Source organism: Arthrobacter sp. Cr_A7, from assembly GCF_029222765.1.
Taxonomy (GTDB): Bacteria; Actinomycetota; Actinomycetes; order Actinomycetales; family Micrococcaceae; genus Arthrobacter.
The window spans coordinates 26,607-41,269 of the sequence record NZ_JARHXQ010000059.1 but is presented as its reverse complement, the minus strand read 5'-3'; the positions used below and the strand labels follow the sequence as shown (position 1 = coordinate 41,269).

Annotated in this window: 15 protein-coding genes; 3 read left to right on the top strand and 12 right to left on the bottom strand. The window is 66.4% G+C overall.

The genetic code is table 11. From position 1 onward, the window contains the following. The 5 genes from P2Q66_RS03510 to P2Q66_RS03490 form a co-directional block, all read right to left on the bottom strand. Positions 1–224 (bottom strand): SDR family NAD(P)-dependent oxidoreductase (locus P2Q66_RS03510; protein ID WP_275725598.1); only part of this gene is annotated, 224 nt, incomplete at its 3' end. A 45-nt stretch (positions 225–269) separates the two neighbouring features. Continuing rightward, positions 270–2,126: an IucA/IucC family siderophore biosynthesis protein gene (locus tag P2Q66_RS03505; protein ID WP_275725601.1), complete on the bottom strand. Its 1,857-nt coding sequence runs from the start codon at positions 2,124–2,126 to the stop codon at positions 270–272. Between the two features lie 20 nt (positions 2,127–2,146). Beyond that, on the bottom strand, positions 2,147–2,716 hold the full coding sequence (locus P2Q66_RS03500; protein ID WP_275725597.1) for a GNAT family N-acetyltransferase: 570 nt from the start codon (positions 2,714–2,716) through the stop codon (positions 2,147–2,149). Then, positions 2,713–4,080, bottom strand: a complete 1,368-nt coding sequence (locus P2Q66_RS03495) for a lysine N(6)-hydroxylase/L-ornithine N(5)-oxygenase family protein (RefSeq protein ID WP_275725595.1) — start codon at positions 4,078–4,080, stop codon at positions 2,713–2,715. The genes P2Q66_RS03500 and P2Q66_RS03495 overlap by 4 nt, the downstream gene beginning before the upstream one ends. After that, complete coding sequence (locus P2Q66_RS03490; protein WP_275725599.1) at positions 4,077–5,675, bottom strand: aspartate aminotransferase family protein; 1,599 nt, start codon at positions 5,673–5,675, stop codon at positions 4,077–4,079. Before P2Q66_RS03490 ends, P2Q66_RS03495 begins: the two co-directional genes overlap by 4 nt. A 274-nt stretch (positions 5,676–5,949) precedes the next feature. Here P2Q66_RS03490 and P2Q66_RS03485 point away from each other — a divergent pair, with 274 nt between their 5' ends. Next, the gene (locus P2Q66_RS03485) at positions 5,950–6,294 is read left to right on the top strand and encodes a hypothetical protein (protein WP_275725594.1); all 345 of its coding nucleotides are present in this window, start codon (positions 5,950–5,952) and stop codon (positions 6,292–6,294) included. A 217-nt stretch (positions 6,295–6,511) separates the two neighbouring features. Next, positions 6,512–6,895, top strand: coding sequence for a hypothetical protein (locus P2Q66_RS03480; RefSeq protein WP_275725593.1), 384 nt, complete (start codon positions 6,512–6,514; stop codon positions 6,893–6,895). 75 nt (positions 6,896–6,970) lie between these two features. On the opposite strand, the gene P2Q66_RS03475 is transcribed toward P2Q66_RS03480, so the two are convergent. From P2Q66_RS03475 to P2Q66_RS03445, 7 genes are all read right to left on the bottom strand, one after another. Further along, positions 6,971–7,927, bottom strand: coding sequence for an NAD(P)/FAD-dependent oxidoreductase (locus P2Q66_RS03475; protein WP_275725591.1), 957 nt, complete (start codon positions 7,925–7,927; stop codon positions 6,971–6,973). 88 nt (positions 7,928–8,015) lie between these two features. Beyond that, positions 8,016–8,342, bottom strand: a complete 327-nt coding sequence (locus tag P2Q66_RS03470) for a GNAT family N-acetyltransferase (protein ID WP_115524074.1) — start codon at positions 8,340–8,342, stop codon at positions 8,016–8,018. A gap of 82 nt (positions 8,343–8,424) precedes the next feature. Next, positions 8,425–8,844 (bottom strand): DUF1304 domain-containing protein, encoded by a 420-nt coding sequence (locus P2Q66_RS03465; RefSeq protein WP_275725588.1) that lies wholly within the window; start codon positions 8,842–8,844, stop codon positions 8,425–8,427. A 58-nt stretch (positions 8,845–8,902) separates the two neighbouring features. After that, positions 8,903–9,754, bottom strand: a complete 852-nt coding sequence (locus P2Q66_RS03460) for a class II fructose-bisphosphate aldolase (RefSeq protein WP_275725586.1) — start codon at positions 9,752–9,754, stop codon at positions 8,903–8,905. After that, positions 9,754–11,220 carry a GntP family transporter gene (locus P2Q66_RS03455; protein ID WP_275725585.1) on the bottom strand — a complete coding sequence of 489 codons (1,467 nt, stop codon included), beginning with the start codon at positions 11,218–11,220 and terminating at the stop codon, positions 9,754–9,756. The genes P2Q66_RS03460 and P2Q66_RS03455 overlap by 1 nt, the downstream gene beginning before the upstream one ends. Before the next feature lie 136 nt (positions 11,221–11,356). After that, positions 11,357–12,259 carry an NAD(P)-dependent oxidoreductase gene (locus tag P2Q66_RS03450; RefSeq protein WP_275725583.1) on the bottom strand — a complete coding sequence of 301 codons (903 nt, stop codon included), beginning with the start codon at positions 12,257–12,259 and terminating at the stop codon, positions 11,357–11,359. A 30-nt stretch (positions 12,260–12,289) separates the two neighbouring features. Continuing rightward, a complete protein-coding gene (locus P2Q66_RS03445) occupies positions 12,290–13,786 on the bottom strand; it encodes a four-carbon acid sugar kinase family protein (RefSeq protein WP_275725582.1) in 1,497 nt (498 codons plus the stop codon). Between the two features lie 171 nt (positions 13,787–13,957). Between P2Q66_RS03445 and P2Q66_RS03440 the strand changes: the two genes are divergently transcribed. Continuing rightward, positions 13,958–14,662 (top strand): FadR/GntR family transcriptional regulator, encoded by a 705-nt coding sequence (locus tag P2Q66_RS03440; RefSeq protein WP_079598642.1) that lies wholly within the window; start codon positions 13,958–13,960, stop codon positions 14,660–14,662. Position 14,663: the final 1 nt, after the last annotated feature.

Sequence of the window (14,663 nt, the reverse complement as noted above, 5' to 3'; positions counted from 1 at the left end):
ACGGCGGTCACGCCGGCGTCGTCGGTCAGGTCCGCGGGAAGCACCTCAGCCATGATTCCGTAGCGCCGTTCCAGGTCCGCCGCCGTATGTTCAAGGCGGGCCCGGTTCCGCGCCACCAGGACCAGGTTGGTGCCCTGGGCAGCGAGCTGGCGGGCGAACTCGGCGCCCAGCCCCGCGCTGGCCCCGGTGACGAGTGCGGTTGTTCGGGAAGTGGTTGGCATCATGCTGCCAGCCTAGCCACTTTGACCTCCGGCGGATGTTCCCGGCTCTTACCGCCCGGCGAACTTCGCCAGCGGGTTGGCCAGGCGCCCGGCCATCTGCAGCCCGCCCGAGGGATCCGCGAGATCCAGCATCTGCTGGTTGTTGCGGAGCTGGAGCCGGTTGAGGCAGGACAGTTCGAAGTCCGGGGCGAACAGGTCGTGGCGGGCGAACTGGTCCGCCAGTTCCGGGTGCTGGCCCTGATAGTCCCTGATGGCCGCTGCTGCCGTGCGCCAGAACTCCTCCTGGCCCAGGATCCCGTCCTCTTCCAGGAGTGCTGCGAGGAAGCGGAAGATGCAGTCGAAGATGTCCGTGAAGATGGCCAGCACCTTTTCCCCGTCCGGGATGGCAGCCCGGATCCGGGACACCTCCTCGGGAAGGTCCAGCCGGTCCCCCATCACCACGATCTCCTCGGCGATGTCCTTCATGATGGCCTGGACGGGAACGCCGTCCTCGAGGACCAGGATGACGTTCTCGCCGTGCGGCATAAACGCCAGCTCGTACCGGTAGAGGCAGTGCACCAGCGGAACGAGGTAGGCCTCGAAGTAGCGGCGCAGCCAGTCCGCCGGCGCCAGCCCGGAGCGCCGGATCAGCGCGGAAACCATCGGTTTGCCCGCCGCATCGGCATGCAGGAGGGAGGCCATGGTGGCCAGCTGCTGCCCGTCCCGCAGCAGCGGCAGGGGGCTTTCCCGCCACAGGGCAGAGAGCATCTTGCGGTAGGGGGAACCGGGCGCTGACCCCGCCTCGTAGTACCCGTTGTGGTAGCCAAGGGCGGCGATTTCGCCGATCATGGTGAATCCGCGCTGCTGCAGCGCCCCGTCATCCTCGATCAGGGTGCGCAACCAGTCGTTGATGGCCGGTGTTGCCTTCATGTACTGCGGCGACAGCCCGCGCATGAACCCCATGTTCAGGACGGACATGGCGGTTTTGACGTAGTTCCGGGCCGGGGCGCTTGTGTTGAAGAAGGTGCGGATGGACTGCTGGGCCTGGTACACGTCCGTCCCGGTGCCAAGGTACACGATGCGCCGGCGGGCGATTTCAGCCGCGAACGTGACCGTCAGCTTGTTCTCCCACTGCCACGGGTGGACGGGCATATAGAAGTACTGCTCGGGGTCCAGGCCCTGGAGCTGCAAGTCGTTGGTGAATTCGCCGGCCAGCGGGCCGAGTTCGGCGTCCAGATGCGCCCGGTAGTCCAGCCCTGCACTCGAGGTGAACACGGCGTGGCTGCGGTGGACGGCGATCCATTGCAGCTGGACCGGGGCGCCCGTCTCGGGAGCAAACGCATGGTAGTCGCTGATGCCGAAGCCCAGCCGGCCGTTGTTGGCCACGAAGCAGGGGTGGCCCTCGGTCATGCTGCGTTCGATGGCCTGGAAATCGGCGGCGGCATCGCGCCCGCCCGTGACGCCGGCCGCGAGTTCGGCGGCGGAGGGCTGCCCGGCCCACTGCTTGTAGGCGTGGCTGGCCAGGGTGCTGCTGACCTCCTCCAGGTAGACCGGGAGCATCTGGATGGTGATGCCCAGGGTGGTGTGGAACGCCGTGATGAACTCCAGCACGTCCAGCGGCGCTTCGGTGCCGTCCCGGAACCACCGGATGGAGCCGGCGTCGATGGACCAGTGGTCAAGTTCCAGGATCCGGGCGCAAAAGCGGTACTCGTGCGAGCCCTCGCCGCTGCGGAGCCGGTAGCTGCCGGTCCCCTCGTCCCCCGGTGCACCGCTCAGGAGTTCCGGAGCGATGATCCGTTCGTGCGAGAACTCGGCGAGCGCCTTGCGGAGCAGGTGCCGGTTGGCCTGGTCCCACCGGTCTCCTGCGAGGTGGGGTGCGGCGTTGGCAGTGCCGGCGGTGGCAGGGCCCGCGGCAAGGGCGGACACGGCGGAATCGAGGTGGACGGTCACAGTGCAGCTCCCTGCGGGACGGGTGTGGACAGAGTGTCGAGTGCGGCGCGGGCGGCCTGGTAGTCGGAGCGGCTGCAGAAGCTCAGCAGGGCGTCCTTGTCCGGCAGGGTGACGATGCCTGCGGGTTGGAAACCAAGCCGTTCATTCAGTGCGTGGATTTTGGTGTTCCGCGCATCCGGTTCCACCACGACGCGCTGCACCTCCGGCCTGGCGAACAGGTGGTCCAGGACGGCGTCCATCACCGCCGTGGTGTACCCGGGTTCCGGGCCTTCCGACGGCGGCGCCACCAGCAGGTGCATGCCCACGTCGCCGGGCTGGACGGCGTACAGGCCTGCCAGCGGCGAGGACTCCGGAAGGTACTCCTCCATCAGGAAGGCGGGGACGCCGCCGTCGAGCCCCAGCAGGGCGTGATGGTGCCCGCTGGCCTGGATCCTGGCGTATTCCTCCACCACATCCTCCACGCCGGCGGAGAGCATTCCCCAGAACGAGGCGTACGGCTGGGTCACCCAGCTGTGCAGGAGCGGTGCGTCGGCCTTCGCGTCAAGGCAGCGGAACGTGAACCTCATGCGGACACCCCTGCCGCAACGCTAACGTCCGCGCTTGTCCCCACGTCCGCCCGGGCGCCAATACCCGTAGGTGATCCGAACTGCTGGAACGCGATGCTCTGCTCCACCGGGTAGACCTCGCGGCCGGTGATCTCCCGGAGGATGCAGGAGTTGCGGTATGCGCCCATGCCCAGGTCCGGGGTGACGAAGCCGTGGGTGTGCAGCTCGGCGTTCTGGACGAAGATCTCGCCGGGTTCGACGCCCGTGCTGTAGTTCCGGTCCACGGCGAACCGTCCGGCGCTGTCCCGGGAGATCCGGTCCTGCACGCCGGCGAGGAACCCGGGCTCCCGGTAGCCGTAGCCCGTGGCCAGGACGACCGCTTCGCTGTCCAGGGTGTAGGAGCTGCCCTGCTCGCCGTGGTGCAGGTGCAGGATGTGCGTTCCGGCCGCTGCATCCCATTGTGCTGCGGTAAGGGTCGAGTGGGTCAGCAGTTGGGTGTCCACCATGCCGGAAAGGCTCTTGGTGTAGAGCAGGTCGTAGATGGCGTCGATGAGATCGGAGTTGATCCCCTTGTAGAGGTTCTTCTGCGTCTTGTTGAGGTGGTCGCGCTGGTGCTGCGGAAGGCCGTGGAAGTAGTCCACGTACTCGGGGGATGTCATTTCGAGGGTCAGTTTGGTGTATTCCAGCGGGAAGAACCGGCCGGAGCGGGTGACCCAGTTGAGCTGGTAACCGTGGGCGTCGGCCTCCTGCAGGAGCTCGTAGTAGATCTCGGCGGCGCTTTGGCCGCTGCCCAGGATGGTGATGCTGCGCTGCTGCTGGAGTTCGGCCTTCCGCGCCAGGTAGTCGGCGTTGTGCAGGACCACTCCCCCGCGCCCTGCCGCTGCGCCGGCAACGATTCCGGCAGCCGCTTCCGGAACATAGGGGGATGTGCCGGTGCCCAGCACCAGCCGCCTCGCCAAAAGCACCTCCTGCCCGTCCGGACCGGAGACAGCCAGCCGGTACACGCCGGCGTCGTACGTTACATCCAGCACAGCCGTGCCAAAACGGACGGACGGCAGCTGGCCGGCCACCCACTGGCAGTACTGGTTGTACTCGGCCCGGAGCGGGTAGAAGTTCTCCCGGATATAGAAGCGGTACAGGCGCCCGGTCTGCTTCAGGAAGTTCAGGAACGAGTAGGGCGAGGTGGGGTCCGCCAGGGTGACCAGGTCCGCCATGAACGGAACCTGGAGGTGGGCGGGCTCCAGCATCATTCCGGGGTGCCAGTCAAAGGACGCCCGCTGTTCCAGGAAGATGCCGTCCACGTCCTCCAGCGGTTCGGTGAGGGCGGCGAGGCCCAGGTTGAAGGGCCCGGCGCCGATGGCAGCGAAGTCGTGGATGCGGCTCATGCGGACACCTCGCTCTGCAGCAGGTCCGCGCCGGTGCGGCGCAGGAGCCCGATGATCTCGGCGATGTCCTCGAGGGTGGCCTCGGCGTTGAGGAGGGTGAACTTCAGGTAGTGGCGGCCGCCCACCTTGGTGCCGGCCACCACGGCCTCACCGGAGGCGAAAACGGCGGCACGGATGGCCGGGTTGAGGACGTCGGCGGTATCTTCCGGGAGCCGGACGCCGTCGACGACGGGACGGTACCTGAACACCAGGGTGCTCAGCTGGGGTGCAGCGGCAAGTTCGAAGTCGTCGTCGGCAGCCAGGAGCGAGCCGACGCGGGCGGCGAGGTCGATCGCCTCGTCAAACAGCGCGCCGATGGCGTCGGCACCCATGATCCGCAGGGTGAGCCACAGTTTCAGGGCGTCGAACCGGCGGGTGGTCTGGATGCTCTTGTCCACCTGGTTGGGGATGTCCGCCAGTGCCGCGCTTTCCGGGTTCAGGTAATCGGCGTAGTAAGTGATGTGGCGCAGCATGGCGGACTCGCGGACCAGGAGGGCGCTTGAGCTTACCGGCTGGAAGAAGGTCTTGTGGAAGTCAACGGTGACTGAGTCCGCCAGGCGGGTTCCGTCCAGCAGGCGACGGTAGCGCCCGGAGACCATCAGCCCGCCGCCATATGCGGCGTCGATGTGGAACCAAGCTCCGTAGGCGCGGGCCAGTGCGGCGAGGTCGGCGAGCGGATCCACGGCGCCGAAATCGGTGGTTCCGGCGGTTGCAACCACGGCCATCGGTGTCAGGCCGGCATCCCTGGCTGACGCCATGGCCTCGGCCAGCGCGGCCGGGTCCATCCGGTGGTCTGACGTGCAGGGGACGGTGATGACGGCGTCGAAGCCGAGGCCCAGCATGGAGGCGGACTTCTGGATGCTGAAGTGGCTGTCTTCGGAGGTGAAGATCCGCAGCGTGTCCAGCAGGGCCGGAAGGCGGAGGCCGCTGCGGGCGGGGTCCCGGCGGAGGCCGGCTACGGCGTGGTTGCGCGCGATCAGCAGGGCCTGGAGGTTGGACTGGCTGCCGCCGGACGTGAAGATGCCGTCCGCGTTGTCACCGAGGTGCAGCCGCTCTGCTGCCCAGTCGATGAGGCGCCGTTCGATCATGGTGGCCCCGGCGCTCTGGTCCCAGGTGTCCAGGGAGGAGTTCACGGCGGACAGGATGGCCTCTCCCACCAGGGCGGGGATTACCACCGGGCAGTTCAGGTGGGCTGCGTACTTTGCGTCATGGAAGTAGATGGCGTCCCGCAGGTAGACGGCTTCGAGTTCCTGCAGCGCGGCCGCCGTGTCCGGCAGCGGGGTGTCCAGGTCCACGGCGCCCACGCGCGCCTTCATCTCGGAAGGCCCGACGCCGGTAAAGGGCCGGGTGGTCCGTTCCAGCTTGGTTGCCACGGCAGTGACGCCCTGCAGCACCTGCGCCACGTAGCGGGGTGAGTTCCTGGCGTTGAAGAGATGGTTGGTTGCCCCCAGCGCGAGCTCCACCCGCGAGCCGAAATCCTGCCCCGGCGGATCCTGTTTGGCATGGACTTCGCTGGTGTGCGGGTCATGCACGTGTAACTCGTCAAGGCGGGGCATCAGCGACACTGGTCATCCTTCGGTCAGCGGTTTTTCTTGGATTGCAAAGGCAAGCCTTACTTAGGCGAACCTTTTAATCAAACTTTTGTGTTGTATTTCGCTGGAGCCGCAGAAACCCGGGGTTTTTGAAGTCCCAAAGAGGTTATTGACTGGCGGGCGTGAGCGTTCTGCTGCAAAATGCCCTTCACCCCGCAACTGCCCAAGGCCGGAAGACTCTCGGCTAGGCTGGAATTTCCGGCAGCTTGGCCGGAACGCTGAAATGCAAGGGGGAAGCATGAATCAGCCGCCATCCGGAGCCACCGGATTCCGGGAAGTGGACCGCGACGGGAACCCGCTGCCGCATGAAACCGGGGCCACAGAGCCTCCTGCATGGACGCCCGGCGCGTGGGCGGCCGTGAATCCATTCATTGTGGTGCTGTGGCTGTTCGCCAGTGGGCTCATTGCCGGTGGCACTGCGGCTTTCTTCTACGGCATGGGCAACCAGTTCTCCCCGAACGGGCAGGTGCCCGTGTCGTTCCTGGTCCTGACCAACGCGCCCTACGCTATTCTCCTCGGAATCGCAGCACTGTTGTGCCTACTGTTCTGGCACGCGCTGCAGTGGCAGAAGCGGCACGGATAGGTAAAGCAGCCTACGCAGCCACCCGCAAGACACGTCACCAAAACCCATTCGGCGTGACACCGGATCCGCTAACGCGGGGTGTGCCCTGGACCACAAGCTGATTTGCGTGACGATTAGTAAGCATGCTTAGGTATTGGGGTAAATGAACCTCCGCAAGCAGTTCGCGGCGGAGCTGCCAACGCCGGCAGCTTCGTGAAGAAGCCCAAGGATGAACATCATGACCAGCGTTACAGAAGATCACTTGACGGCGTTCGGGGAACGCACAGAGGGAGCACTGGCTCCCGTCGGAACCAACGGGCCCGTGGACGTGGGGCTTCTGTTTACCCTGAACTCGCGGATGCATTGCCGCACCCCGATGCAGCGCATCGATCCCGACGAACTGCCCGTACGGCAGCCTGTCTACGTTGACGGGACAGGAGTGGTTCCCCTCGGTGCAGGTGCCGCCGCCGGCAACGTCGTGACCTACCGTTGCGCCTGCGGCTTTACCATCGATGATCCCGCAGCTGATGCCGCCTGCTTCAACGCAACCGAATTCAACGCAACCGAATTCACTTCAACCCCGTTCAACCCGGCGGCGGGCGGTCACGCCCTGGCCAGCTGACTGGCACTGGAGCTACCGGCAGCTGCAGGCACTGTTCCCGGACTGTGCGGCTACCGCCGTTCCCGGGCGCTGCGGCTACCGCGCGTAGGCCCTGGCCTCCTCCACGGCCTGCCGTGTATCAGCAAGAACCAGATCAGCATTGATGGCGGCGGCGGCCCGCAGGCCGGCTGCCGCCGCCGTCATCACCTGGGCCGAGACGTCCGTGGCATTGCCGGCGGCCCACACCCCGGGGCAGGACGTGCGCCCGGATTCATCCGTCTCCAGGCAGGTGCCCTCCCCCTCGTCCAAGCCGCACGGTTCAAGCCCAAGGCGCTGGAGCATATTCGCTTTGCTGACGGTTGCCGGACTGACGGCCAGCACATCCAGCGGGACAACGGAACCGCCGTCGAGCGCCACCCCCACAAGCCTGTCACTGGCGGTCTCCAGCCGTTGGACCCTTCCGTCCACCACGCGGACATCCCGGGCACGCAGCTGCTCTTCCTCTTCCGGGCTCAGGGACAATGCGCCGTTCAGGAACAGCGTCACGTCGGGGCTCCACTGCCGGAAGGTCAGCGCCTCAGGAACGGCATTGGAGTCCGATGCCAGGATGCCGATCCGCTGGTTCCGGATTTCCCAGCCGTGGCAATACGGGCAATAAAGGACGTCCCGTCCCCAGCGTTCCGCCACGCCCGGAAGCTCCGGCAGTTCGTCGGTGATCCCGGACGCGATCAGCAGGCGCCGGGCGCTCATGGTGGAGCCGTCCTTGAGGCTGAGAACGAAATTGCCGCCGTAGCGGCTGGCGGACGTTACGAATCCCTCAACGGCCGTCCCGCCATACCGGGCAAGTTCCTCCCGACCCGCGGAAACAAGCTCCTTCGGGCTCATGCCTTCGCGGCTGAGGAAACCGTGCACTCCCTCGGCCTTCAGGTTCCGCTGTTCCCCGGCGTCGATGACCACAACGGACCGCAAGGCCCTGGCCAGGGCAACGCCCGCGCTCAGGCCCGCCGGGCCACCGCCGATAATCGCCACGTCGAACAGTTCCCCGTGAGCCATGTTGTACCTCCCGGTCTGCCATCGGCTTGATTTCCTGCAGATGGATTACCCGGTGGGGCAGGCCTCTAACGGCGAGGAGGCTTTGTGCTCACTCAGGCCAGTCGACGAACTGTTCGTACCCCTCGTGCTTCCGCAGGTAGCCGGCAATGAACGGGCAATGCGGGACGATGCGTTTGCCGGTGGCCACCACATCATCCAGGGCGAAGTGCGCCAGGACTTTTCCCAGGCCCCGGCCTTCGAAGTCCGGCCCCGTTTCCGTGCGGATGAAGTCGATGTGTCCGGGAAGGTCCTCGAAGAAGGACTGGACGGCCAGCGTGCCGCCCACCAGCAGTTCGTAGCGGTGCTGCGCATCATTGCGCCGCAGCGTGACATCCGGCGTGAACTTATCCTCGGTGGACATCGTGTTCTCGGTCATGGTTCGACATTGGCACTACTTCATCCTGCTGGCAATGCCCGCGCAGCAAGACTAGGGCTACGAAAAAAGTGCATGCCGGTGCTTACCGCACCACCGCGAGGAGGCCCAGGACGACGGCGAGGAGCGGCGTGGCGCCCTGGGTCACGGCCGCGCGGAGGTACTTTTTGCCGGTCAGGGCGAGGACCAGTGCGGCGAGGACCATCGAGCCGCAACTGGCGAAGACCAGTGTCCAACCCACTGTGGACTGCCCGGCTGTGGACTGCGCTGATCCTTCGGGTGCCAGCGCGATACAGCCGATGCCGATGAAGGCGCCGATGGCCAGGAAGAGGTTGTAGAAGCCCTGGTTGTAGGCGAGCGGCCTGGTGGTCTCGGCGTCGGACTGGGAGGCAACCCCAAAGCGCTTCCAGGTGGCCGGCCGGGTCCAGGTCAGGGACTCCATGGTGAAGATGAAAACGTGGAGGGCGGCAGCGAGGAAGGCAAAAAGGAGGGAGGCCAGGATCATTGCTTGATCCTAGCCTCCCCGCATTATGGCGCCCTTACGGTAGCCGCAGTGCAGTCCGTCAGCGCGTCAGCATGCCCAGCGCAGCCGTGGCGAATCCTCCTGCAGACCGGTTCCAGTGGCCCAGCAGTGCCTGCAGGTTTTCGCCGTCGGCGCGGTGCGCGGGCAGCTGTTCCTGCAGGGTGGCCAGCACGCCGGTACGGAGCTCGGTGTTGAAGTTGACCTTGCCCACGTTCATGGACGCCGCCTTCACCAGTTCCTCCGCCGGGATGCCGGAGGCGCCATGCAGCACCAGGGGAATGTGGGTCCGCACGGCGATGTCCTGCAGCACGTCCCACCGCAACTGCGGTTCTCCCTTGTACTTGCCGTGCACGTTGCCCACGGCCACGGCCAGGAGCTCGGCTCCGGTGCGGGAGACGAAGTCTTCCACCTGGGCAGAGTCGGTCAGGCCGGCCACGGAAACACCGGCCTCATCCGCACCGAAGGCGCGGTCCTCGTCGCCGGCCAGGCCGCCAAGTTCCGCTTCAAGCACGACGTCGGAGCCCAGCAGTGCGCGGGCCTTCCGGACCAGCGCAATGTTGTCCTCATAGGGAAGGGAGGAACCGTCGGCGAGGACGGAATCCGCCCCGGCCGCGACGGCGTCGGCCATCACTGCAAGGTCCGAGGCATGGTCCAGCTGCACTGACACGGGCACGGAGGCCGCGTCGGCCAGGCCGCGGAGCGCGGCGATCAGCCGGAGGCCGTTGGGGGTGGCGGCGGTTTTGGGGGCCACCAACAGGATGACGCCGCGGCCGGACTCCTCTGCAGCGCCCACCACGGCCAGGGCGGTGGTGAAGTCGTAGCAGGTGAAGGCGGGGACTGCTGAGCCCTGCTGCAGGGCGGAAGTGACGAGGTGGTCCAGTCGGGTGCGCATCAGACGCCCAGGCCTCCCACCAGGATCCAGGCGACGAAGGTCAGCGCGAAGCCGGCCAGGCCGAGGATGGTGGTCAGGACGGTCCAGGTCTTCAGGCCGTCAGAGACGGTGAGGCCGTAGTAGCGGACCACGGTCCAGAATCCGGCGTCGGTCACGTGGGACAGGCCGAGCGATCCGAAGCCGATGGCGATCACGATAACCGCGATCTGGGCAGGGCTGTACCCGCCTTCCATCACCGCGGAGGTGAGCAGGCCGGTGGTGGTCACGATGGCAACGGTGGCCGAACCCTGCGCTGCACGGAGGGCCAGGGAGATCACGAAGCCCAGCGCGATGACGGGCAGGCCCAAGTGGTCCAGGGTCTGGGAGAGCGCGGCGCCGATGCCGGAGGTGCGCAGCACTTCACCAAACACGCCGCCGGCGGCCACCACCATCAGGATGGAGGCGATGGGAGGCAGGGCGCCTTCGAAGATTTCGCCGGTTTCTTTCAGCGACCAGTTGCGGCGGACGGCCAGCAGGAAGAAGGAGAGGCCCACGGCCACCAGGAGCGCGAAGAACGGGTTGCCGATGAACGCGGCCAGGCCGTACCAGGAGTTGTCCTTGGGAATGGTGAGGGTGCCCAGGGTGCCGAGGAGGATCTGCACGATGGGTGCGGCGATCAGGAAGATGATCAGGCCGGGACGCGGCGGGGCGATCGCGGCGGCACCGGGGCCGTCGTGGCCAACCTTGACCAGGGAGTCTGAGCCGAATTCCTCGACCTGGGCCTTGACGGACGGGAGGAGCTCGTATTCCTTGCGGTTCATGATGCTCGCCACCCAGTAGGACAGGAAGCCCAGGGGCACGCAGATTGCCAGCGAGATGAGGGTGATGAGTCCGATGTCGGCGCCGAAGACGCCGGCGCCTGCCACGATGCCGGGGTGCGGCGGGACGGCGACGTGGATGGCCAGCATGATGCCGGCCATGGGAAGGCCGAACTTCACGGGGTGCACGTTGGCGATCTTGGCAAAGGCGTAGACGATGGGCACCAGAACAATGATGCCCACCTCGAAGAAGACGGGGATGGCCACCAGGAAGCCGACGGCGGTGAGCGCCACGGCCACGCGCTTGGCGCCGAGCTTCTCGGTGAAGTGGGAGGCGAGCGACTGGACGCCGCCGGACACCTCGATCATGCGTCCCAGGACGGCGCCGAGTGCGATCAGCAGCGCCACCTTGCCCATGGTGCTGCCCACGCCGTTGGCCACAACGGTGAAGACGTCCTTGAGCGGGATCTGGGCGGCGACTGCCACCATGATGCTGACGGTCAGCAAGGCAACAAAGGCCTGGATCTTGAAGCGGATGATCATCACCAGCAGCACGGCAATGCCGAGGGCTGCGATGGTCAGAAGCAGCGGAGTGCCGAGCTCAACTGCGGGTTTGATGGCCGGGGCGTCGGCCGCCCGCAGTATCAGCGGGTTTATCAGGTGGTTCATGAGGGTGTCTCCTTTGACGAGCCAGTCTTCCAGAAGACGGGCACTCAGGCGCTTGTTTTTTCTAAGGGGGAAACGCTGGAGGTACGACGACGGCGAAGGGGGGACCGCCGTCGTCGTACGTTATGGGGAAGGCGGCTTACTGCTTGGTCCGCTTGGCGGGGGCAACCACCTTGATGACGGCGGAGTCATCGGCCGCGGCCAGTCCCTGGGCCTGGCCCAGGAGGTAGAGCTGCTCGGCAGCGGCGGCAACCGGGGCTGCCAGTCCGGCCGCGCGGGTGGCCTTGCCCACGATGCCCATGTCCTTGACGAAGATGTCCAGGCGGGACAGGACCTCGGCGCCTTCCTCTGTGTAGGCCTCGAGGATGCGCGGGCCGCGGTTGGAGAGCATGAATGATCCGGCGGCACCGGCTTCGAGGGCGGCGAGCGTCTTGGCCTGGTCCAGTCCCAGCGCGTCCGCGAGGGCCATGGCCTCGGCGGCGGCGGCGATGTGGACGCCGCAGAGGAGCTGGTTGACGGTCTTGAGGGCCTGGCCATCGCCGGGCTTGTCGCCCACCACGGTCAGGGTGGAGGCCAGGAGTTCAAGGGCGGGAGCAGCCTTTTCGCGGGCTTCGGGGGAAGCGCCCACCACGATCAGCAGGTCGCCTTCGCCTGCGCGCTTGGGGCCGCCGGACAGCGGGGCGTCCACCAGTTCCACGCCGTATTCGGCCAGCTTCTCCACAGTGGCGGGGATAGCTTCGGTGCCCACGGTGCTGCCGAGGATGACGACGGCGCCCGGCTCCAGCACTGAGGCCACGCCGTTCTCGCCGAAGAGGACGTCGTTGAGCTGTTCGCCGTTGCGGACGGCGAGCAGGACGGCGTCGGCGCCCTTGGCGGCTTCGCGGGCGGTGGCGAAGGTGGCGATGCCGGCTTCTTCGGCGAGCTTCAGGCGGGGTTCGGCGATGTCGAAGCCGTGGACGGTCAGCTGGCTGGCGAGGCGGGTGGCCATGGGCAGGCCCATGGCGCCGAGGCCCAGGACGGTGACGGTGTAGTTGCTGGTCATGGTGTTCTCCATTGAATTTTGGCGGGACTTTTAGAAGGTGTTGCTGAGCTTGCGGGTGACGTCGGCGAGGGACTGGTCATCGCCCACGTTGCCGGCGAAGACGATGTACGGGATGCCCTTGGCGGGGCCGTCCACCGGTTCCCACAGGCTGACGATGCCGGGGAGCATGGGGCCGCGGACGATGGCGTGGCGGATTTCCAGGCCGTGGGCCGCCACGTCGGAGGAGGTGATCCCGCCCTTGGCGATGACGAACCGCGGCGGGAAGGTCTTCAGGGTCCGGTTGACCACGGCGACGACGGCGGCCGACACGGTGCGGGCGATCCGCAGGCTTTCAGCGGGGTCGTTGGTCTTGATGAGCAGGCGGCTGGTGTGGACGATGACGTCTCCGCCGCGGAGGGCCTCCACAACGGCGTCCACTGTCTGGTTCAGGTGGTTGGCGGCGGCTGCTTCATCGCCCAGCAGCTTTTCGACGTCGATCTCGATGATCCGGGCCGAGCTGTGCTGTTCGGTCAGGGCCTTGAGCTGGCGGGTGGTGACTCCCACGTGCGATCCGACGACGATCAGGCCGCCCGCATGGGAAGGGGTGTTGCCGGCGTAGGCCTCGGCTCCGGTCAGTTCGGCGCGGATTTCCTGGCCGATCCTGGCGCGTCCGAAGGGCGGGCCCACGCGGTAGAGGAGCTTCTTGCCGCGGCGCTCTGATTCTTCCAGTCCCAGGGCCAGGGCGCGGAGGTCATTCTCGGTGACGATGTCGGCCACGATCGCAGTGGAATGGCTGGCGCCGGCAATGGCGTCGGCGATTGCGTTGGCGCTGATCTTTGCGCTCTCGGTGGGGTTCCCTGCTGCGGCACCAGCGCGGATGATGTTGAGGTCCAGGACAATCACCGAGTCTGCCGCGAAGCGGCCCTGCGACTTCTCCTGGACGTACTCGGCCATCACCGAGGTGGTGAAGCCGAAGGTGGCATCCTTGGCGAACTCGGTTTCGGAGACCGCGGTGAGCGTCCCGGCGGCGTCACCGGTGCCCCGCATGTAGTGGACGCCACCGATAGTGACGCGCCCGGCGTCGGGGAAGGCAGGGACCAGGACCACGCCGTCGGTGGTTTCGCCGCTGACTTCCTCAACGGTGGCGGCGATGACGTCGGGTTCCAGCGGGTAATGGCCGCGGAGGGTGGAATCGCTGCGGCTGACAAACCCCAGGCGCAGTGCGTCCGGCGAGCCGGCGGCGGAGAGGGCGTTGCGGACCACTTCCGTATTGCGGGCGGCTGCTTCGGCCGGATCGAGGCTGCGGGTGTTGGTCAGGACGTACACGGCGGGCTTGGCCTGGCCGAAGGCCCAAATGAAGTCTTCAACCTCCCAGCGGGTGAGCACGGGCAGGTCCGACACGGACTGCGTTCCCGTGGGGTCGTCGTCGAGCACTACCAGCACCCGGGGAACCTCTGCATTGGACGCGGCCAGCGTGTCCGCAACCAGCCCCGCCGGGATCTGGATTTCAGCCGGGTAGGCGGCCAGAAGGTCTGCTTCAAGCGTCACAGTGCACTCCGTTGTGTAGTGATCCGAGGTGGCGGATCCTGATGTAAATGTATCTGTAAGATGTCTGACATCTTGCATCTGATGCTAGTGTGGCATAGGACATAAAGACGCGCAAGTAGACTTGTCCGACATATCCGCTGGGCGAGGGCGCGGGCAGGAATCGGGGGCATCATGGCAAGGAAATCTTTGGTCGGCGTCGTGGCCGACGAGCTGTTGGACCGCATCATCGAAGGCGAATTTCCGCCTGGCGCCACAGTTCCCGGGGAGCACGAACTGAGCGCGCGGCACGAGGTAAGCCGGATGACCGTGCGGGAAGCCATGAAAACCCTGCAGGCCCAGCAGATCCTCAGCGTGGAGCGGGGCCGGGGCACCTTCGTCAATCCCCTGAACCGCTGGACCTCGCTGGAAGCCGTCCTGCGGGCGGCGTCCGAGGGCAAGAACGAGGCCGAATCTTCCGTCCAGCTCATCGAGCTCCGCAGGATGCTGGAGACCGGCGCCTGCGAACTGGCCGCCGGGAGGATCGCGGAGGCGGACATCGCGTCCCTGTTTTCCTACATTTCAGCCATGAAGGCAGCCCATGCCATCAATGACGTTGCCGCCTTTGTCGAGGCCGACCTTGCCTTCCACGACGTGATCCTGCGTGCCTCGGGCAACGTGTTTGTATCCGTGCTGTTCGAGCCGCTGCACCGGGTCCTGGAAAAGCGGCGGGCAGAAACTTCGGCCGTACCGGAAATCCAGGTCCATGCCATTGGGCATCACGAGAACATCGCGGATGCACTCCAGTCCCGGGATGCAACACGGGCACGGGAGGCCATGGATGCGCACATGCAGCAGACCCTGGATGACCTGAAGAACCTGGTGCTGCCCGCCAAATAAC